This window comes from Serratia sp. BNK-10, from assembly GCF_047456065.1.
Lineage (GTDB): Bacteria > Pseudomonadota > Gammaproteobacteria > Enterobacterales > Enterobacteriaceae > Serratia > Serratia ureilytica.
Genome location: NZ_CP179894.1, coordinates 428,508 through 447,976 on the forward strand (window position 1 = coordinate 428,508; position 19,469 = coordinate 447,976).

Consider the following 19,469-nt stretch of genomic DNA (forward strand, 5'->3'; position numbering starts at 1 on the left):
TTATTGCTGCGGCGCCGGATTGGCTGACAGCCAGTTCGCCAGCTTGCAGTACTGCGCCACAGAAATATTCTCTGCTCTGAGCGAAGGATCGACGCCCAGCTCCGTCAGCTGCTCCGGCGTGAACAGATCGCCCAGGCTATTGCGGATGGTTTTCCGCCGCTGGTTGAACGCCTGCGTGGTGATGCGGCTCAGCATGCGCACGTCGCCCACCGGGTTCGGCAGCTCGGTGTGCGGGACCAGGCGCACCACGGCGGAATCGACCTTCGGCGGCGGCGCGAACGCGGTCGGCGGCACTTCCAGCACCGGGATGACGTTGCAGTAGTACTGCGCCATCACGGTCAAACGCCCGTAGGCCTTGCTGTTCGGGCCGGCCACCAGACGGTTGACCACCTCTTTCTGCAACATAAAGTGCATGTCGCGGATTGCCTGAGTATAGCTGAAAAGGTGGAACATCAGCGGCGTCGAAATATTGTACGGCAGGTTACCAAATACGCGCAGCGGTTGGCCAGCCTCCTCGGCCAGTTCGGCGAAATTCACCGTCATGGCGTCCTGCTGGCGGATGGTCAGCTTGTCTTTCAGCTGCGGGTGATTCTCCAGCCGAGTGGCCAGATCGCGGTCCAGTTCGATCACCGTCATGCGGTCCATGCGCGCGCCGACCGGTTCGGTCAAGGCGCCGAGGCCGGGGCCGATCTCGACCACCGCTTCGCCCGGCTGCGGGTGAATGGCGGAGACAATGCTATCGATGACAAACTGATCGGTTAAAAAGTTTTGTCCAAAGCGTTTGCGGGCAAAGTGCCCTTGGTGGACTCTGTTATTCATTACAATTAATTATCATTTTAATGGCGAGATTCAGGGCCGTTTGGAAACTGCCGACATCGGCGGTGCCGGTGCCGGCCAGTTCCAGAGCGGTACCGTGGTCGACCGAGGTGCGTATGAAAGGCAAACCGAGGGTGATATTCACCGCGCGGCCGAACCCTTGGTATTTTAGCACCGGCAGCCCCTGATCGTGATACATCGCCAGCACCGCATCGGCATCTTGCAGATATTTGGGCTGGAACAGGGTGTCCGCCGGCAGCGGGCCGACAAGATGGATACCGTCAGCGCGCAGCGCGTCGAGCGCCGGGATGATGGTGTCTATCTCTTCGCGCCCCATATGGCCGCCTTCCCCGGCGTGGGGATTCAGACCGCAGACGTAAATGTGCGGCTGGGCGATGCCAAATTTGGTTTTCAGATCGTGGTCGAGGATGCGAATGACTTCGAACAGGCTCTGCTGCGTGATGGCGCCCGGCACCGCCAGCAGCGGCAGGTGGGTGGTCGCCAGCGCCACGCGCAGCTCTTCGGTCGCGAGCATCATCACCACGCGATCGCAGCGGCTGCGATCGGCAAAGAATTCGGTATGGCCGATAAACGGCACGCCGGCGTCGTTGATCACGCCCTTGTTCACCGGGCCGGTGATCAAGGCGGCAAACTCGCCGTTCAGGCAGCCGTCACAGGCGCGCGCCAGGGTTTCCACCACGTAGGCACTGTTGCCGACGTTCAGTTCACCGGCGGTGACCGGCTGAGCGAGCGACACCGGCAGCACGGTCAGTGTGCCGGCGCGTTGCGCCTCGGCCGGCTGCTGCGGCTGGTAGTCGCGCAGCGTCAGCGGCAGGCCCAAACATTGGGCGCGTTCAAGCAACAGGGCCGGATCGGCGCACACCACCAGCTCAACAGGCCAATCCTGTTGCGCCAGGGCGGCTACCAAATCCGGCCCCACCCCGGCGGGTTCGCCGGGGGTAATGACGACGCGTTTATTGCTGCGCATCGCTGCCATCGAGGATCTTCACGTAAGCCTGGGCGCGCTGTTCCTGCATCCAGGTCTGCGCCTCTTCGGCGAACTTACGGTTGAACAGCATGCGGTAAGCGCGATCTTTCTGCGCGGCGTCTGTCTTATCCACCTGACGGGTATCCAGCAGCTGAATCAGGTGCCAACCGAAGGAAGAGTGCACCGGCGCGCTGATCTCACCTTTGCTCAGCTTGAGCAACGCATCGCGGAAGGCGGGATCGTAGATGTCCGGAGAAGCCCAGCCCAGATCGCCGCCCTGCATCGCAGAACCCGGATCTTGCGACAGCTGTTTGGCTTCGTCGGCAAACTTGGCGCGACCGCTCTTGATCGCTTCCGCCACGGATTGCAGTTTGGCGCGCGCCTGGTCGTCGGTCAGCACCACCGAAGGTTTCAGCAGGATGTGACGGGCATGCACTTCGGTGACCGACACCGACTGGCTGGCGCCGCGGATGTCGTTGACTTTCAGGATATGGAAGCCGACACCGGAACGGATTGGGCCGACGACGTCGCCTTTCTTGGCGCTGACCAGGCGTTCAGCGAACAGGGTCGGGATCTCTTGCAGCTTGCCCCAGCCCATGTTGCCGCCTTTCAGCGCTTGAGAGTCGGCGGAGTAAGTGATCGCCAGCTTGCCGAAGTCGGCGCCGCTGTTGATCTCGCCCACCAGGCGTTTGGCCAGCTCTTCGGCTTTGTCGACCTGCTGCTGCGACGGGTTCTCCGGCAGCGGGATCAGGATGTGGCTGATGTTCATTTCGGTGTCGCTGCCGTTCTGCGCGCCCACCTGTTTGGCCAGCGCGTCCACTTCCTGCGGCAGGATGGTGACGCGGCGGCGCACTTCGTTGTTGCGCACTTCGGAGATCAGCATCTCTTTGCGGATCTGCGCGCGGTAGGTGTTGTAGTTCAGCCCTTCGTACGACAGGCGGCTGCGCAGCTGATCGACGCTCATGCGGTTCTGCGCGGCGATGTTGGCGATCGCTTTGTCCAGATCGGCGTCGGAGACGGTGATGCCCATTTTCTTGGCCATCTGCAGCTGGATGTTATCCATGATCAGACGTTCGATGATCTGATGGCGCAGCGTCTTGTCGTCCGGCAGTTGCTGACCGGCCTGCTGGGCGTTGAGCTTCACCGACTGCAACAGTCCGTTGACGTCGCTTTCGAGTACCACGCCGTTATCCACGACGGCGGCGACTTTATCCACTTCTTGGGGTGCTGCGAACGCGGCATTGGCGCAAACCACCAATCCGAGAATAAGCGTTCTCCAGTTCTTCATACATTTCCCATTATGTAATCCGCAAATGCGGGTGAAAGTTCTCGTTTTCAAAGTGTTGCAAAGCGTCAGAATGCGCGCTGATACGGCAGAATGCCGGAGCGCAGCATTTCTGCGGAGCCGAGACTATGATCGCTGCTCAGGCCGCGCAGTTCGACGTTGAACGAAACTCTGTTGTCGTAAACGCTGGTATTGTTGCTGTTGTTCCAGTCGGTGATCTTGCGCTCATAGCCCAGCGTCACCGCCCAGCAGCAGGTGTTGTACTTCAGCCCCACCAGCTGATCGGCGGATTGTTTGGCGCGGGTGTCGTAGTAGTACGCCCCGACCACCGCCCAACGATCGGCGATCGGCCAACTGCCGGTGATGCCCACCTGCGAGATGCCGTCCTGGAAGGCCGGAACCGTTTTGGTGTTCAACGCCGTCTGGATATATTCCGGCGTGGCGTAACGGTAGTTCAGCTGCACTACGCGCTCGGCATCCTGGCGGTATTCCACCACGCCGTTGCCCAGCGAGACGCTGTTCAGGCGGGTGTCGTACTGCAGGCCGCCGCGCAGGCCCCAACGATCGTCGATTTTCCAATAGGTATCGCCGGCCCAGGCCACGCTGCCGGTATCGTCGTTGTTGTCGTACCCGGTTACCCGATCGCCGGTGCGCGAACGGCTGAAGTAGTAGATTTGACCCACGGAAGCGTTAAAACGTTCAACCAGCGCGTCATCATAAATGCGCGTGGTCAAACCGGTAGACACGCGGTTCTGCGAAGCGATGCGATCCAGGCCGCTGTAGGTGCGATCGCGGAACAGGCCGGAGTAGTCGGTCTGCAGCAGCGTGGTGTCGTAGGTGTAGATGTTGCTCTGGTCGCGGTACGGCACGTACAGGTACTGCACGCGCGGCTCCAGCGTCTGGGTGGCGCCTTCGGCCCAGATCATCGGCCGCTCGAACACCAGCTTGCCGTCGACCTTGAACTGCGGCAGTACGCGGTTGACCGAATCATCGAGCTCCGGCGCGGCAGCGTTTTTGCGGCTCTGGTAGTTGGCGGCGAAACCGTCAGGAATATTCTGCTGGTAATGGGTCGCCATCACCTTGGCTTCGGTGTTCAGGCTGGCCCAGCCGTTGGTGAGCGGCAGACTCAGCGTCGGCTCCATATGCAGACGGGTGGCGTCAGGGCTGTATGGGTTAACGCTGGTGAACTTGGCCGCCTGGCCGTAAATATGGAAATCGAACGGGCCGAGATCGTTCTTGTAGTAATTCAGATCCAACTGCGGCTGGACTTTATACGAGTCCGACTGTGAGCGATCGGTATCGTCGTAAATCTGGAACTGCTTGGAGCTCAGCGTGGCGTTCCAGTTTTCGTTGGCGTAGCCGAGGCTGAATTTCTGCGTGGCGTAGCCGTCGGTGGTGGAGCCGTATTTGGAGTCCAGATCGGTGAAGTACTTGGAATCGCTGACCTTGGTGTAATCGACGTTGAAGCGCCACACCTGATCCATAACGCCGTTGTGGTTCCAGTAGAACAGCCAGCGTTTGTTGTCGTCATGATCTTTGCCGTATTCCTTGTCGTCCGGCAACCAGTCGAACTCCATCAGGCCGAGGCCCGGCTGCACCAGATAACGGAACTCGGTCTGCCACTGCAGGCCGCGCTTGGACATATAGTGCGGGGTAATGGTGGCGTCGTAGTTCGGCGCGATGTTCCAGTAATACGGCAACATGAACTCGAAGCCGTTGTTGCTGCCGTACTTGGCGTTCGGGATCAGGAAGCCGGAACGGCGCTTGTCGCCGACCGGCAGCTGCAGGTACGGGCTGTAGAACACCGGCACGCCGCCGATGCGGAAGCGGGCGTTCCATATTTCCGCCACCTGCTCTTCGCGATCGTGGATCACTTCGGAACCGACCACGCTCCAGCTGTCGTCGCCTGGCAGACAGGAGGTAAAGGTGCCGTTTTCCAGGATGGTGTAACGGTTGGCGCCGCGCATTTTCATCTTGTCGGCGTCGCCGCGCCCCTGACGGCCTACCATCTGGTAGTCGCCTTCATAGACGTCGGTATCTTTGGTATTCAGGTTAGACCAGGCCTTTGGGCCTTTCAGTTTGATCTGATTGTCGCTGTAGTGCACGTCGCCGGTGGCGGTGACGGTACGCACCGGTTCCGTCTGGCCGGGGTTTTGCGTCTGATTCAGCTCAACTTCTTTGGCGGTCAGGGTGCTGTTGCCCTGCTCGATATGCACGTTGCCGCTGAACAGGGCGCTTTTCGGGTAGTCGGCGCGCGAGTCATCGGCATTGATGGTCACCGGCTGGCTGTTCGGATCGCCGCTGACCAAAGGCTTGTCGTAAACAGGAACGCCAAGCATGCATTGCTCGGCCAGATCAGCCAGCGCATGCTGACTGTAGAGTGCCGTCCAAATCATCGTGGCCAGCAGTGTTGGGAAACTTTTTTTCATACGCGGTTTTGGTGTTCCGTCATCAGAGGCGTCGTGTCCGGCAAACGGTCAGAGACTATATTACTCATCTGCGTTGCGCTAGTGCTAAATCCAGCCGTTTACTTGCGTCGTCGTTAGGCGCAAAGATAAATGACAGGTATGATAATCCAAATTCTAGGAAAAATCGCCTGCGCCCTTTCCTGAAACGGAGGAGAGCGGGCGGCTTTCGGCATGATAATTGAGGAGTATATGCAGTATTGGGGAAAACTGCTCGGCGTCATCGTCGCCATCTGGTCTGGCGCGGGATTCTGGGGTGTAGTTCTGGGGCTGATTATCGGTCATATGATCGATACGGCGCGCAGCAACAAGCGCAGCCGGGGGTTTTTCACCGACCAGCAAACGCGGCAAACGCTGTTTTTCCGCACCACTTTTCAGGTTATGGGCCACCTGACCAAATCCAAAGGGCGTGTCACCGAGGCGGATATCCAGATCGCCAGTCTGTTCATGGATCGCCTGCAGCTGCACGGCGAAGCCCGCACTGCGGCGCAGCAGGCGTTCCGCGAGGGCAAACAGAGCCAGTTCCCGCTGCGTGAGACGCTGCAGCAGTTCCGCAGCATCTGTTTCGGCCGCTTCGATCTGATTCGGATGTTTCTGGAAATTCAGATTCAGGCGGCGTTCGCCGACGGCTCGCTGCACCCGAACGAACGTCAGGTGCTGTATGTCATCGCCGAAGAGCTGGGCATTTCGCGCGCGCAGTTCGATCAGTTCCTCAGCATGATGGAGGGCGGGCGTCAGTTCGGCGGTGGTCAGCAGGGCGGGTATTCGCAGGGCGGCTATCAGCAGGCTCAGCGCGGCCCGACGCTCGACGATGCGTGCAAGGTGCTCGGCGTGCGCAGCAGCGACGATGCCGCCACCATCAAACGCGCCTACCGCAAGCTGATGAGCGAACACCATCCGGATAAGCTGGTGGCGAAAGGCTTGCCGCCGGAGATGATGGAAATGGCCAAGCAGAAAGCGCAGGAGATCCAGGCGGCGTACGACCTGATCAAACGCGAGAAAGGTTTTAAATAAGCGATGAAAGCGGGCCCGGCATGCCGGGCCCGTTTAATATGTGGTTCAGAAATCCGGCTCGGCGCGAAAGTGCATCGGCGTCTGGAAGGCGGGGTGGGTGATGCGCAGCTCTTGCGCATGCAGCTGCAGCCGCGGCGCCATCGCTTTGGCCTCCGGTGGGGCGTAGAAACCGTCACCGAGGATCGGGTGTCCCAGCGCCAGCATGTGCACCCGCAGCTGATGCGAGCGGCCGGTGATCGGCGTCAGCTTCACGCGGGTGCTGCCGTCGGCGTCGCGCGACAGCACCAGATATTCCGTCTGCGCCGCTTTGCCGGTGTCAAAACACACCTTTTGCAGCGGCCGGTTCGGCCAGTCGCAGATCAGCGGCAAATCCACCAACCCTTCGTCATGCGCCATATGCCCCCAAACGCGGGCGATATAGGATTTCTTCGGTTCGCGTTCGCGGAACTGACGCTTCAGCTCACGCTCGGCGGCCTTGTTGAGCGCCACCACGATCACCCCGCTGGTGGCCATATCCAGCCGGTGCACCGATTCGGCGGCCGGATGATCGGCCTGAATGCGGGTCATCAGGCTGTCTTTGTTTTCCGGCGCGCGGCCGGGCACCGACAGCAAGCCGCTGGGCTTGTTGACCACCATGATGTGTTCATCCTGATACAGGATGTGCAGCGGGTCCTGCGGGGGATTGTAGGGTTCCATCTTGGCTCCGCGAAAAGGGCCGAACGGGGAGGCAACCACCTCCCCGCGTCGCGCCGGTTACTGGTGGGTGACCACCACCAGACGAATGGCGTCGAGACGCCAGCCGGCTTCATTGAGGTTGGCCAGCACCTGACGGCGGTTGAACTCCAGCGTCTCGACTTCGTCGTCGCGGATGTTCGGGTTGACCGCCTTCAGCGCTTCCAGACGCGCCAGCTCGGCGCTCAGCTTGTCGTCCGCCTCTTGCTTCGCCTGTTCGATAAGCGTGCGAGCCTGCGCTTCCACTAGGCTTTCCGCCTGCTGCAGCATGGCGTGCACGTCTTGCTGCACGGCGTTGACCAGCTTGCTGGAAGTGTGGCGGTTGACCGCGTTCAACTGGCGGTTGAAGCTTTCGAACTCGACCTGCGCCGCCAGGTTGGTGCCCTTGCGGTCCATCAGCATGCGGATCGGCGTCGGCGGCAGGAAGCGGGTCAGCTGCAGATGCTTCGGCGCCTGGGCTTCCACCACGTACACCAGCTCAACCAGCAAGGTGCCGACCGGCAACGCTTTGTTTTTCAACAGGGACACCGCACAACTGCCGGTATCGCCGGACAGGATAAGATCCAGACCGTTGCGGATGATCGGGTGTTCCCAGCTGACGAACTGCGCGTCTTCGCGCGACAGTGCCTGATCGCGATCGAAGGTGACGGTGCAGCCGTCCTGCGGCAGGCCCGGGAAGTCCGGCACCAGCATATGGTCGGACGGCGTGAGCACGATCAGGTTGTCGCTGCGATCTTCCTGATTGATGCCGACGATGTCGAACAGGTTGAGCGCGAAGCCCACCAGGTTAACGTCGTTATCTTGCTCGGCGATGGCGGCGGCCAGCGCCTGGGCTTTGTCGCCGCCGTTGGAGTGCATCTCCAGCAGGCGGTCGCGGCCTTGTTCCAGCTGCGCTTTCAACTGGTCATGTTGTTGGCGGCAGGCGTGGATGAATTCGTCCAGGCCCTCCTGCTCGGTCGGCGCGGCCAGATAGCCGATCAACTGCTCGTAGCAGCTGTCGTAGATGGTGCGGCCGGTCGGGCAGGTGTGTTCGAAGGCGTCGAGCCCTTCGTGGAACCAGCGGCCCAGCACCGCCTGTGCGGTGTGCTCCAGGTAAGGCACCATGATTTGGATATCGTGCATCTGGCCGATACGGTCCAGACGGCCGATGCGCTGTTCCAGCAGATCCGGATTGAACGGCAGATCGAACATCACCAGTTGGCTGGCGAACTGGAAGTTGCGGCCTTCGGAACCGATCTCGGAACACAGCAGCACCTGCGCGCCTTCCTCTTCGGAGGCGAAGTAGGCGGCGGCGCGGTCGCGCTCGATGATCGACAGCCCTTCGTGGAACACCGCGGCGCGGATCGCTTCACGCTCGCGCAGCACCTGCTCCAGCTGCAGCGCGGTATCGGCTTTGGCGCAGATCACCAGCACTTTTTCGTTGCGGTTGGCCAGCAGGTAATCCAGCAACCATTCGACGCGCGGGTCGAAGTTCCACCAAGTGGCGTTTTCGCCTTCGAATTCCTGGTAGATCTGCTCCGGATATAGCATGTCGCGCGCGCGCGCTTCGACGGATTTCTTGGCGCCCATGATGCCGGACACTTTGATCGCGGTCTGATACTGGGTCGGCAACGGCAGCTTGATCTGGTGCAGGTTGCGGTGCGGGAAGCCCTTCACGCCGTTGCGGGTGTTGCGGAACAGCACGCGGCTGGTGCCGTGGCGATCCATCAGCATGGCCACCAGCTCCTGGCGCGCCTGCTCGGCGTTGTCGCCTTCGCTGTTGGCCGCTTTGAGCAGCGGTTCGATGTCCTGCTCGTCGATCAGCTCGCCCAGCAGGTTCAGCTTGTCGTCGGCCAGGCGTTCACCGCTCAGCAATAGGGTGACGGCGTCGGCCACCGGACGGTATTTATGCTGTTCGGCGACGAACTCGCCGTAGTCGTGGAAACGGTTCGGATCGAGCAGGCGCAGGCGCGCAAAGTGGCTCTGTTGGCCCAGCTGTTCCGGGGTGGCGGTCAGCAGCAGCACGCCGGGGATATGCTCGGCCAGCTGTTCGATCACCTGATATTCGCGGCTCGGCGCTTCTTCGCTCCAGGCCAGGTGGTGCGCTTCATCGACCACCAGCAGATCCCACTGGGCGTCCGCCAGCTCTTCCAGGCGCTGCTTGTTGCGGCGCACGAAGTCCAGCGAGCAGATCACCAGCTGTTCGGTCTCGAACGGGTTGCTGCTGTCGAGCTTGGCTTCGGCGTAGCGGCTGTCGTCGAACAGCGAGAAGTAGAGGTTGAAGCGGCGCATCATCTCCACCAGCCACTGGTGCTGCAGCGTTTCCGGCACCACGATCAGCACGCGCTCGGCGCGGCCCGCCAGCAGTTGCTGGTGGATGATCATGCCGGCTTCGATGGTTTTGCCGAGGCCGACTTCGTCCGCCAGCAGAACGCGCGGCGCATGGCGCTGGCCGACTTCATGAGCGATGTGCAGCTGGTGCGGGATCAGGCTGGCGCGCATGCCGCGCAGGCCGGCGAACGGCAGGCGATACTGCTCGCTCTGGTATTTGCGGGCGCGAAAACGCAGCGCGAAACGATCCATGCGGTCGATTTGGCCGGCGAACAGGCGATCCTGCGGCTTGCTGAAGGTCAGTTTGCTGTCCAGCAGCACTTCGCGCATCGCCACGCCGCTTTCCTGGGTGTCCAGGCGGGTGCCGATATAGGTCAACAGACCGTTTTCCTCTTTCACCTCTTCCACCTGCAGCTGCCATCCCTCGTGGCTGCTGACGGTATCGCCCGGGTTGAACATCACGCGGGTGATCGGCGAATCGTTTCTGGCATAGAGGCGGTTTTCACCGGTGGCGGGGAAAAGCAGGGTAATCATGCGCGCATCCAGCGCCACGACGGTGCCCAGTCCTAATTCGCTTTCCGTGTCGCTGATCCAGCGTTGACCAAGAGTAAAAGGCATATATTGTCGGCTCGATTCTTTGTAAGTAAGTCTTGTTACCGGGCGGGAAGGGCCGCGGCACCTGTACTGAACATCGGTTAATCCCGGTTTGTTTTAAATTTGACGGGCAATAGCCGTTCACGCCATGCAGACGTCGCGAGACGGCAGGGCTAAGCGTGGTTCAGTTTTGGGAAGGGCGCTATGGTAATGGAAGGCGGCGCGTTCGTCACCTGCAAAACCGGATGATTTTTCTTAACCTGGCGCAATCTCAAAACAGCCCCATCTGCCCGGTGACCAGCGTGGTGAAGTCGTCGTGCAAGAAAGGGAGTATAGCGTCTGCCACCGGTTGCAGCTGACGTTCGAGGTAGTGCTGATAATCGATGGGCGAATGGCGGGTTTCCAGCGGTTCCGGCCCGGCGACGGTCATCACGTAGCTGATCCAGCCGCCGTTCTGATACTGCAGCGGCCGCCCCTGACTGCGGTTGTAGTCGTCGGCGATGCGCGCGGCGCGGGCGTGCGGCGGCACGTTGCGCTGATAGTCGTCGAGCTTTCTGCGCAGCCGTTTGCGGTACACCAATTGATCGTCGAAGTCGCCGTTCAGAGTTTTGCCGACGTAGTCGCGCACATAGTCCTGGTAGGGCTGTTGTTTGAAGATGCGCTGATAGAGCTGCTGCTGGAACTGCTGCGCCAGCGGCGTCCAGTCGGTGCGCACCGTTTCCAGGCCTTTGTACACCATCTCTTCCTGGCCGTCGGCGCGCGCGATCAGACCGGCGTAGCGTTTCTTGCTGCCCTGCTCGGCGCCGCGAATGGTCGGCATCAGGAAGCGGGAATAGTGGGTTTCGAACTCCAGCTCCAACGCGTTCTCCAGCCCGAACTGCTGCTGCAGATGCTGTTGCCACCAGGCGTTGACCCGTTGCACCAGCGCCCGGCCGATCTGCGCCGCCTGTTGCTCGTCATGCGGCTGTTTCAGCCAGACGAAGGTGGAGTCGGTGTCGCCGTAAATCACCTGATAGCCTTCGGCTTCGATCAGCTCGCGGGTTTGGCGCATGATCTCGTGGCCGCGCAGGGTGATCGACGACGCCAGCCGCGGATCGAAGAAGCGGCAGCCGCTCGATCCCAGCACGCCATACAGCGCGTTCATGATGATCTTCAGCGCCTGTGACAGGGGCTTGTTGTGCTGGCGTTTTGCGGCCTCGCGCCCTTGCCAGATCTGCTCGACGATCGCCGGCAGGCAGTGTTTGCTGCGCGAGAAGCGGGCGTTGCGAAAGCCGGGCACCGAGTTGGCGTCGTTTGGGTGGCGCATGCCTTCCACCAACCCGACCGGATCGATCAGGAAGGTGCGGATGATCGACGGGTACAGGCTTTTATAGTCCAGTACCAACACTGAATCGTACAGGCCGGGCCGGGAATCCATCACGAAGCCGCCGGGGCTGTGCTCTTCCGGCTGTTCGCCGAGGTTGGGGGCGACAAAGCCCAGGCGATGCATGCGCGGCATATAGAGGTGGCTGAAGGCCGCCACCGATCCGCCGCTGCGATCGGCCGCCAGCCCGGTGACGGTGGCGCGCTCCAGCAGGAAGTTGAGCAGATCGGCCTTGGCGAAGATGCGCGTCACCAGTTCACAGTCCTTCAGGTTGTAGCGGGCCAGCGCCGGCTTGTCTTCGGCGAAGCGCCGGTCGATCTCCGCCATGCGTTGATAAGGATTGTCGATCGCCTTGCCTTCGCCCAGCAGTTCCTGCGAAACGTACTCCAGGCTGAAGGAGGGAAAGTTCCAGGTGGCGGATTTCAGCGCCTCGATGCCGTCGATGATCAGGCGGCCGGCGGCGGCGGCGAAAAAGTGATTCTGCTTGAAGCCATTCTCGCGCCATTCCAGCAGGTTGCCGCCGCGCCCCAGCCGCAGCGGGATTTGGTAGCGTTCGGCGTGCTTTTGCAGCACCCGCAGATCGAACTGTACCAGGTTCCAGCCGATGATGGCGTCGGGATCGTGACGCTCCAGCCACGCGTTCAGCCGTTCCAGCAACTGAGGGCGGCTGGCGCAGTATTCCAGATCGAAATCCAGCGGCTCATCGCCGCCGTTGGCCGGCCCCAGCATGTAGACCTGCCGCTGGCCGCAGCCTTCCAGCGCGATGGAGTAAAGCTCGCCGTGGGCGGTGGTTTCGATATCCAGCGACACCAGTTTTAGCGTTGGGCGGTACTCCGGCGCCGGCTTCATCTGGCCGCTGAGCAACGGCCCATTGCCGTCGCCCTGGCCGTTGAACCATACCGGCGCGGTAATGAAGCGTTCCATCAGGTAGCGCTCGGGCGGGCGAATGTCGGCTTCATAGACCGCAACGCCGCCTTCCCGCAGCAGTTTTTCCAGCTTGATGAGCTGACGGTGCTGGCGGCAGTACAGCCCCAGCATCGGGCGGTGATGAAAATCCGTCAGCGCCAGCGGTTTCAGTTCGACTTGCCGCTCTTCGCGCAGCAGCAGTTCCGCGCGCTGCCTTTGTTCGGCGGGGATAAACGCCACCGAGGTTTGCGGCGGCAGACGCAGCTGGCGCGGGCCCGCGTCGGTCGCCAGCCAAAATTCGACCTCGGTGCCGGCGGGCGTGTCGCGCCAGTGGCGAGTGAGCAGGAACCCCTGTTGCAGTGCTGTCATAACCCCTTCGTTTTTCGCCGGGCGGCGTGTGCGACGTTCAGCGTGATGTCGGTTTTGGCGCTAATATAGATAAATTACAGTATGGGTTTTTATACAGTTATTGTCCATTGCCGCGCGGCGTTGCCAAATACGCATACAATTCATCGATTGACTCACCAGCGGCGGCGCTGGAAAATCCTCGGCCCCGTTTGGCACGAATAATCCACAGAGGTGTAATGGAAGCCTATTTACAAGATTTGATCACCCAGTCACTGGCTTTCACTCTGATGGTCGTTCTGCTGGTCGCTTTTCTGGAGTCGTTGGCGCTGGTGGGGCTGCTGTTGCCCGGCACGGTGATGATGGCTAGCATCGGCGCGCTGATCGGCAGCGGCAAGGTGGATTTTTACTACGCCTGGGCGGCGGGCATCGTCGGCTGCCTGCTCGGCGATTGGATCTCCTATTTCGTCGGTCGCGCCTTTAAGGGGCCTTTGCACCGCTGGTCGTTCCTGAAGAAGAACAAAGCGCTGCTCGACAAAACCGAACATGCCTTGCACCAGCACAGCATGGCGACCATTTTGATCGGCCGCTTCGTTGGCCCGACGCGCCCGCTGGTACCGATGGTGGCCGGCATGCTCGATTTGCCGCCGTACAAGTTTGCGTTGCCGAACATCATCGGTTGCCTGACCTGGCCGCCGGTCTATTTCTTCCCCGGCATTCTGGCGGGGGTGGCGATCGATATCCCCGCCGACGCCAACAGCGCGACGTTCAAGTGGCTGTTGCTCGCGGCGGCGCTGCTGGTCTGGCTGGCGGTGTGGCTGAGCTGGCGCTGGTGGCGCGAGGGCAAGCGCAGCGCCGATCGGCTGAGCCGTTGGCTGACGCCGCTGCGGCTGCGCGTGGTGTGCGGATTGAGTTGGCTGGCGGCGTTGGCGGTCGGCTATTTGCTGAGCCAACAGCCGCTGATGCCGGTGTACCGGCATCTGTTGTGGCAGGTGCTGTCCGGGCAATGATTGCGGGGGCATTAGCCCCCGTTCGCCTTACTGGAAGAACGCTTCCAGCTGTTCAAATACCCGCACGTCTTCGCTGTGGCGCTTCACCCGCAGCACGTCTTCCAGCTTTTCCACCTGGCTTATCATTTGTTCCAGCCGCTGATCGTCGGCGACCAATAGCCAAATGCGGCTCTGTTGGCCGTCTTTCAACGGCAGACACAGAATGCCTTCGACGTTGAACGCGCGGCGGGCGAACAGCCCGCAAACGTGCGACATCACGCCGGGATGGTTGCGCACCGCCAGCTCCAGGATCACCTGTGGTTTATCTTGTGGTTGCAGCATGGCTTATTCTCCAATCATGTCGATGTTGGCGGCGCCCGGCGGCACCATCGGGAACACTTTTTCGTTGATATCGATCAGCGCGTGGATCAGGCAGGGACCCGGGCGCTGGATCGCCTCAGCCAGTGCCGCCTGAGGATCTTCCGCGGCGTTCAGATCGCAGGTATCCAGCCCGAATCCGGCGGCGATTTTCAGGAAGTCGGTACGCTTCGGATAGGCGGCGGCGAAGATGCGCTGTTGGTAGAACAGGGTTTGCTGTTGGTGCACCAGCCCCAGCGCCTGGTTGTTCATCAAAATGATTTTCACGTCCAGATCGTGCTCGACCGCGGTGGCCATTTCCTGAATGTTCATCATCAGGCTGCCGTCGCCGGAGAAGCACAGCACTTTACGTTCGGGCTCCGCCAACGCCGCGCCGATCGCCGCCGGCAGACCGAAGCCCATGGTGCCCAGGCCGCCCGACGTCAGCCACTGGCGCGGCCGGCTCAGCGGATAGGCCTGCGCTACCCACATCTGATGCTGACCCACGTCGGTGGTGATGATGGCGCTGTCGTCCACGCAGCGCGCGGCGGCCAGCACCAGGCCGTAATGGCTCAGCGGATCGTCGGCGTTCGGCATGTTGAACGGGAATTCGCGCTTCAGATCGTTGACGGTGTTCAGCCACGCGCTGCGCGGCTGCGTGTCGATCTGCGGCAGCAGCTGTTGCAGCACCTGGCCGACGTCGGCATGGATCGCCACGTTGGCCTGTTTGACCTTGCCCAGCTCGGCGCGGTCGATATCCACGTGAATGATGGCGGCGTTAGGGCAGAACTGCTCGGTTTTGCCGATCGCCCGATCGTCGAAGCGCGCGCCCAGCACGATCAGCAGATCGGCCTCCTGCAGAATGAAGTTGGTGCTGCGCGCGGCGTGCATGCCCAGCATGCCCAGCGACAGCGGGTGTTCCACCGGCATCGCGCCCAGCGCCATCAGCGTCATGGTGGTGGGCAGACCGGCGCGCTCGGCCAGCTCCAGCGCCTGCCGGTGAGCGTCGGCGCAGATGATGCCGCCGCCCAGGTAGAGGATGGGGCGTTTCGCCTGATTGATCATCGCGGCGGCCTGCGAAACCAGCGCCGGATCGAAGCTCGGGGCGGCGTCCGGCACGGCGATTGGCGGCAACTCTTCCAGGGTGATGGTGGCGGTCTGCACGTCTTTCGGCACATCGATCCAGACCGGGCCGGGGCGGCCGGACTCGGCGATGCGGAACGCGTCGCCAATCACCTGCGGCAGCTCGCGGATATCGCGCACCAGATGGTTGTGCTTGGTGATCGGGATGGAAATGCCGTAGGTGTCCACTTCCTGGAAGGCGTCGGTGCCGATCATCGAGGAAGGCACCTGCCCGGTGATGCACACCAGCGGAATGGAGTCGAGCTTGGCGTCGGCGATGGCGGTGACCAGGTTGGTGGCGCCCGGCCCGCTGGAGGCGATGCACACCGCCGCTTTGCCGTTGGCGCGCGCCATGCCTTGCGCCATAAAGCCCGCGCCCTGTTCGTGGCGCGCCAGCACGTGGTGAATGCGGGTGCTTTGGCTCAGCGCGTCATACAGCGGCAGCGCGGCGCCGCCGGGAATGCCGGCGACGGTGGTGATGCCCTGACGCTCCAGCAGATGAACGATCAATTGTGCGCCGGTGAAACTGGTGCCCGGTTGAGGCGTGCCCGAAGTTGCCATGTTCCTGTCCTTTCTCAAGGCCGGTGAGCTTTTCTGGGCAGGGTGCTAAAACAAGAAACCCCGCCCGGTTTGCGCCGGCGGGGTTTTGGAATCGATGCGTTGATTCGGACCCTACGGCGCATTGCCGACGACCACCACCACACGCACGACGACCACCGCGGCTGGTAGCGCGGTAACTAGTAGGGTCGAAGTCAGCGAGGATGCGATCACAGGGAACCTTATCATCAGTAAAAAAAGTCAGGTTTTTATAAAAACACAGGCGCAAAATTCGCACAACAGGTTTATTGGCGCAGCATAAAAAACGCGCGTCAGATCACGCTTTACCCGAAATGCCCAGCACGCGCGCTTCGGGGGCGCTGCCGTCCAGCAGGGCCTGCGTCGGGCCGTCGTAGTAGATGCGGCCGTCGACCACCAACAGCGTGCGCGGCGCGATGCGCGCGGCGTCGTCGAGGTTGTGCGACACCATCAGCAGCGTCAGGTCGCGCTGTTCGCACACCGTCTGCAGCAGTTGCAGCATCTCGTTGCGCAGCGCCGGGTCGAGCGCCGAGAAGGGTTCGTCGAGCAGCAGGATCGGCCGCCGGCGAATCAAACAGCGCGCCAGCGCGGCGCGCTGACGCTGACCGCCGGAAAGCTGCGACGGCAGGCGATCCAGGTGTTCTTCCAGGCCGACCTGACGGGCGATGTGTTCTCGCTGTTGACGTTGCTGCGCAGTCAAGCGCAGACCGGGATCCAACCCCAACCCGATGTTCTGCGCCACCGTCAGGTGAGCGAACAGGTTGTTTTCCTGAAACAGCATCGACACCGGCCGTTTGGCCGGCGGCGTGGCGGTGTGGTCTTCGCCGTTCAGCAGCAGCCGGCCGCTGGCCGCCGGCAGAAAACCGGCGATCAGGCTCAGCAGGGTGCTTTTACCGGCGCCGCTGGGGCCGAGCACCGCGACGCGCTCGCCCGGCTGGATGCGCAGATCAAAGCGCATCGGCAGGTGTTCATACAGATAGGTCAGTTTTTCAAGCGTCAGCATGGCGGCCCGGTAAGCGTTCAATCAGGGTAAACAGCAGGAAGCACAGCAGCAGCAACAGCAGCGCGGTCACCGCTCCGTCTTGGCTGCGGTAGGCGCCAATCTGCTGATACAGGTAAAAAGGCAGGGTACGGAAATGCTCGTTGCCAAACAAGGCGACCACGCCGAAATCGCCGATCGACAGCACGCAGGCGAAGGCCAGCGCCTGCGCCAGCGGGCGGCGCAGGGCGCGCAGTTCAATCAGCCGCAGCCGTCGCCAGCCGCGGATATCCAGCGACAGGCACAGCGGGTTGTAACGTTCGGCGAGGTCGCGCATCGGGTTCTCCAACACCTTCAGCGCATAGGGCACCGCCATCAGCGCATTGGTGAGGATCACCAGCGCATAGGGCGACTGTGGCAACCCGATCGTATCGTTCAGCAGCAGGAAGAACCCGGTGGCCAGCACGATGCCCGGCATCGCCAGGATCACCATGCCGCTCAGCTCCAGCGCTTGGCCGCCGCGCAGCTGCTGCCGCAGTTTCAGCTCGCGGCTGCTCCACAGCAGCATCATCGTGAGCGCCACGCACAGCGCTCCGGCGCCAAGGGCGATGCGCAGCGACGTGAACAGCGCCTGCCACAGCACCGGCTGGCGCAGCACGCTGATGATAGCCTGATTGGCGCCGTCGGCGATCACCGCCAGCAGAGGCGGCAGCAGCAGCAACAGCGCGGCGGCGATCAGCAGAAAATCGCTGATGCGCCGCCACAGGCTGTCTTCCGGGTTGCGCCAGCGCTGGGCGTGGGTATGCCCTACCGGCAATGCCTGGCTCAGGCGTTGGCTGATCAGCACCAGCCCCAGACAACAGCCCAGTTGGATCAGCGCCAGCAGGGCGGCGCGGCCCAGATCGTAGTCGTAACTCAACGCCTGGTAGATCGCCAGCTCGATGGTGGTGGCCTGAGGCCCGCCGCCCAGTGACAGCACGGTGGCGAAGCTGGCGAAGCACAGCATGAAGATCAGCGCGCCGCTCGGCAGGATTTGGCGGCGCAGCGCCGGCCATTCGACGAAGCGGAACTGCTGCCAGCCGTTCATGCCCAGCTGGGCGGCCAGCTGGCGCTGTTCCACCGGAATATTCTCCAGCGACTGCAGCAACAGGCGGGTAGCCAGCGGCAGGTTAAAGAACAGGTGCGCCAGCAGAATGCCCTGCAGCCCGTAGGGCGAGAAATCATACTCGACGCCCAGCCAGCCGCACAGCGTCGCCAGCCAGCCCTGGCGCCCATAGACGCTGAGCAGGCCGAACACCGCCACCAGCACCGGCAGCACCAGCGTCATGGCGCACAGTCGCAGCAGCAACTGCCGGCCGGGGAAACGACGCCGGTAGAGCGCGCGCGCCAGCAGAATGGCGGGCAGCACCGAAATCAGCGCCGACAGCAGCGCCTGCAGGAAAGTGAAGCGCACCACGTGCCACAGGTAGCTGTCCTGCCACAGGCCGCGCCAGTCGCTGTCCGGCGCGTGACGCCACAGCGAGCCCATCGCCAGCGCGGCGACCAGCAAGATCATGCCGGCGGCCAGCAGCCCCGGCCAGAGCCCGCGGGGGATCAGCGGCTGACGGCGGTTTGCCATGCCCGGATCCAGCCGCCGCGTTGTGTGGCCACCTCTTCGGCGCTGTATTGCAGCGCGGTATGCGGCACGTTCATCTGTTCAAAGCCGACGGGCAGCGGGGTATTGATCACCGGGTACATCCAGTTGCCGGTCGGGATGGTGTTCTGGAACGCCGGCGTCACCATGAACTGCATGAAACGCTCCGCCAGCTCAGGCTGTTTGGCGGCCTTCAGTTTGCCGGCCACTTCCACCTGCAGGTAGTGGCCTTCGCTGAACGTGGCGGCGGCGTAGCGGTCTTTTTTCTCGGCGATCAGATGATAGGCGGGGGAGGTGGTGTAGCTGAGCACCAGATCGCCTTCGCCTTTCAGGAACAGGCCGTAGGCTTCGCTCCAGCCTTTGGTGACGGTCACGGTCTTTTTCGCCAACTGCTGCCAGGCGGCCGGCGCCTTGTCGCCATACACTTTTTGCATCCACAGCAGCAGGCCGAGGCCCGGCGTGCTGGTGCGCGGATCTTCGTAGATCACCTTCCAGTCACGATCGCTGCTGACCAGCTCCTGCAGGCTTTTCGGCGGGTTCTTCAGTTTTTCCTTGTCGTAGACGAAGGCGAAATACCCGTAGTCGTAAGGCATGAAGGTCGCGTCATGCCAGCCGCCCGGCACCGTCAGTTTGGCGGTGTCCACGCCGCTCGGCGCGAACAGGCCGGTTTGCTGCGCCGCCTGCAGCAGGTTGTTGTCCAGCCCCAGCACCACGTCGGCGGCGCTGTTCTTGCCTTCCATGCGCAGGCGGTTCAGCAGTGAGACGCCGTCTTCCAGCGCCACGAACTTCAGCTCACAGTCGCACTCGGCTTCGAAGGCTTTTTTCACCGCCGGGCCTGGGCCCCAGTCGGCGGCGAAGGAATCGTAGGTGTAAACCGTCAGCGTCGGCTTGGCGAACACCGGCGCGGCGCACAGCAGCAATAAGCAGGGCAGATATTTTTTGACCACGTTGCACTCCTGAAAAATAAGGGGGCAAGGGCATCTGAGGGGGCGAGG

General features: G+C 62.1%; 15 protein-coding genes. 2 read left to right on the plus strand and 13 right to left on the minus strand.

Translation table 11 applies throughout. The features are described from left to right. From rsmA to lptD, 4 genes are all read right to left on the minus strand, one after another. The gene (gene rsmA, locus ACMGG9_RS02040; RefSeq protein WP_033641833.1) at nt 1–819 is read right to left on the minus strand and encodes a 16S rRNA (adenine(1518)-N(6)/adenine(1519)-N(6))-dimethyltransferase RsmA; all 819 of its coding nucleotides are present in this window, start codon (nt 817–819) and stop codon (nt 1–3) included. Beyond that, nucleotides 812–1,813: a 4-hydroxythreonine-4-phosphate dehydrogenase PdxA gene (pdxA, locus tag ACMGG9_RS02045; RefSeq protein WP_370530061.1), complete on the minus strand. Its 1,002-nt coding sequence runs from the start codon at nt 1,811–1,813 to the stop codon at nt 812–814. The genes rsmA and pdxA overlap by 8 nt, the downstream gene beginning before the upstream one ends. Beyond that, nucleotides 1,791–3,092, minus strand: a complete 1,302-nt coding sequence (surA, locus tag ACMGG9_RS02050) for a peptidylprolyl isomerase SurA (protein ID WP_033641834.1) — start codon at nt 3,090–3,092, stop codon at nt 1,791–1,793. Before surA ends, pdxA begins: the two co-directional genes overlap by 23 nt. Before the next feature lie 65 nt (nt 3,093–3,157). After that, the gene (lptD, locus tag ACMGG9_RS02055) at nt 3,158–5,518 is read right to left on the minus strand and encodes an LPS assembly protein LptD (RefSeq protein ID WP_414161876.1); all 2,361 of its coding nucleotides are present in this window, start codon (nt 5,516–5,518) and stop codon (nt 3,158–3,160) included. 228 nt (nt 5,519–5,746) lie between these two features. On the opposite strand from lptD, the gene djlA reads away from it, so the two are divergent. Further along, on the plus strand, nt 5,747–6,568 hold the full coding sequence (djlA, locus tag ACMGG9_RS02060) for a co-chaperone DjlA (protein ID WP_025301546.1): 822 nt from the start codon (nt 5,747–5,749) through the stop codon (nt 6,566–6,568). A gap of 45 nt (nt 6,569–6,613) precedes the next feature. On the opposite strand, the gene rluA is transcribed toward djlA, so the two are convergent. The 3 genes from rluA to ACMGG9_RS02075 form a co-directional block, all read right to left on the minus strand. Beyond that, nucleotides 6,614–7,264 (minus strand): bifunctional tRNA pseudouridine(32) synthase/23S rRNA pseudouridine(746) synthase RluA, encoded by a 651-nt coding sequence (gene rluA / locus ACMGG9_RS02065; RefSeq protein WP_033641835.1) that lies wholly within the window; start codon nt 7,262–7,264, stop codon nt 6,614–6,616. Nucleotides 7,265–7,321: 57 nt separating this feature from the next. Next, nucleotides 7,322–10,228 (minus strand): RNA polymerase-associated protein RapA, encoded by a 2,907-nt coding sequence (gene rapA, locus ACMGG9_RS02070; protein ID WP_414161877.1) that lies wholly within the window; start codon nt 10,226–10,228, stop codon nt 7,322–7,324. Between the two features lie 247 nt (nt 10,229–10,475). Then, on the minus strand, nt 10,476–12,842 hold the full coding sequence (locus ACMGG9_RS02075) for a DNA polymerase II (RefSeq protein WP_414161878.1): 2,367 nt from the start codon (nt 12,840–12,842) through the stop codon (nt 10,476–10,478). Nucleotides 12,843–13,057: 215 nt separating this feature from the next. Here ACMGG9_RS02075 and ACMGG9_RS02080 point away from each other — a divergent pair, with 215 nt between their 5' ends. Then, entirely contained in the window at nt 13,058–13,828 is a 771-nt protein-coding gene (locus tag ACMGG9_RS02080; RefSeq protein WP_099785577.1) for a DedA family protein, read from the plus strand. A gap of 27 nt (nt 13,829–13,855) precedes the next feature. Here the strand turns inward: ACMGG9_RS02080 and ilvN are convergent, their stop codons facing one another. From ilvN to thiB, 6 genes are all read right to left on the minus strand, one after another. Then, a complete protein-coding gene (gene ilvN, locus ACMGG9_RS02085; RefSeq protein WP_033641839.1) occupies nt 13,856–14,149 on the minus strand; it encodes an acetolactate synthase small subunit in 294 nt (97 codons plus the stop codon). 3 nt (nt 14,150–14,152) lie between these two features. Beyond that, entirely contained in the window at nt 14,153–15,847 is a 1,695-nt protein-coding gene (ilvB, locus tag ACMGG9_RS02090) for an acetolactate synthase large subunit (RefSeq protein WP_033641840.1), read from the minus strand. A 111-nt stretch (nt 15,848–15,958) separates the two neighbouring features. Next, nucleotides 15,959–16,072 (minus strand): ilvB operon leader peptide IvbL, encoded by a 114-nt coding sequence (ivbL, locus tag ACMGG9_RS02095; RefSeq protein WP_154747116.1) that lies wholly within the window; start codon nt 16,070–16,072, stop codon nt 15,959–15,961. A gap of 88 nt (nt 16,073–16,160) precedes the next feature. Beyond that, entirely contained in the window at nt 16,161–16,865 is a 705-nt protein-coding gene (gene thiQ, locus ACMGG9_RS02100; protein WP_047025195.1) for a thiamine ABC transporter ATP-binding protein ThiQ, read from the minus strand. Next, nucleotides 16,852–18,459, minus strand: coding sequence for a thiamine/thiamine pyrophosphate ABC transporter permease ThiP (gene thiP / locus ACMGG9_RS02105; RefSeq protein ID WP_414161879.1), 1,608 nt, complete (start codon nt 18,457–18,459; stop codon nt 16,852–16,854). The genes thiQ and thiP overlap by 14 nt, the downstream gene beginning before the upstream one ends. Next, nucleotides 18,435–19,421, minus strand: coding sequence for a thiamine ABC transporter substrate binding subunit (thiB, locus tag ACMGG9_RS02110; protein WP_414161880.1), 987 nt, complete (start codon nt 19,419–19,421; stop codon nt 18,435–18,437). Before thiB ends, thiP begins: the two co-directional genes overlap by 25 nt. Nucleotides 19,422–19,469 lie beyond the last annotated feature (48 nt).

Bases quoted from the DNA above. Each gene is read 5' to 3' on its own strand.
- rsmA (WP_033641833.1), bottom strand. From the start codon at position 819: ATGAATAACAGAGTCCACCAAGGGCACTTTGCCCGCAAACGCTTTGGA.
- pdxA (WP_370530061.1), bottom strand. From the start codon at position 1,813: ATGGCAGCGATGCGCAGCAATAAACGCGTCGTCATTACCCCCGGCGAA.
- surA (WP_033641834.1), bottom strand. From the start codon at position 3,092: ATGAAGAACTGGAGAACGCTTATTCTCGGATTGGTGGTTTGCGCCAAT.
- lptD (WP_414161876.1), bottom strand. From the start codon at position 5,518: ATGAAAAAAAGTTTCCCAACACTGCTGGCCACGATGATTTGGACGGCA.
- djlA (WP_025301546.1), top strand. From the start codon at position 5,747: ATGCAGTATTGGGGAAAACTGCTCGGCGTCATCGTCGCCATCTGGTCT.
- rluA (WP_033641835.1), bottom strand. From the start codon at position 7,264: ATGGAACCCTACAATCCCCCGCAGGACCCGCTGCACATCCTGTATCAG.
- rapA (WP_414161877.1), bottom strand. From the start codon at position 10,228: ATGCCTTTTACTCTTGGTCAACGCTGGATCAGCGACACGGAAAGCGAA.
- ACMGG9_RS02075 (WP_414161878.1), bottom strand. From the start codon at position 12,842: ATGACAGCACTGCAACAGGGGTTCCTGCTCACTCGCCACTGGCGCGAC.
- ACMGG9_RS02080 (WP_099785577.1), top strand. From the start codon at position 13,058: ATGGAAGCCTATTTACAAGATTTGATCACCCAGTCACTGGCTTTCACT.
- ilvN (WP_033641839.1), bottom strand. From the start codon at position 14,149: ATGCTGCAACCACAAGATAAACCACAGGTGATCCTGGAGCTGGCGGTG.
- ilvB (WP_033641840.1), bottom strand. From the start codon at position 15,847: ATGGCAACTTCGGGCACGCCTCAACCGGGCACCAGTTTCACCGGCGCA.
- ivbL (WP_154747116.1), bottom strand. From the start codon at position 16,072: ATGATAAGGTTCCCTGTGATCGCATCCTCGCTGACTTCGACCCTACTA.
- thiQ (WP_047025195.1), bottom strand. From the start codon at position 16,865: ATGCTGACGCTTGAAAAACTGACCTATCTGTATGAACACCTGCCGATG.
- thiP (WP_414161879.1), bottom strand. From the start codon at position 18,459: ATGGCAAACCGCCGTCAGCCGCTGATCCCCCGCGGGCTCTGGCCGGGG.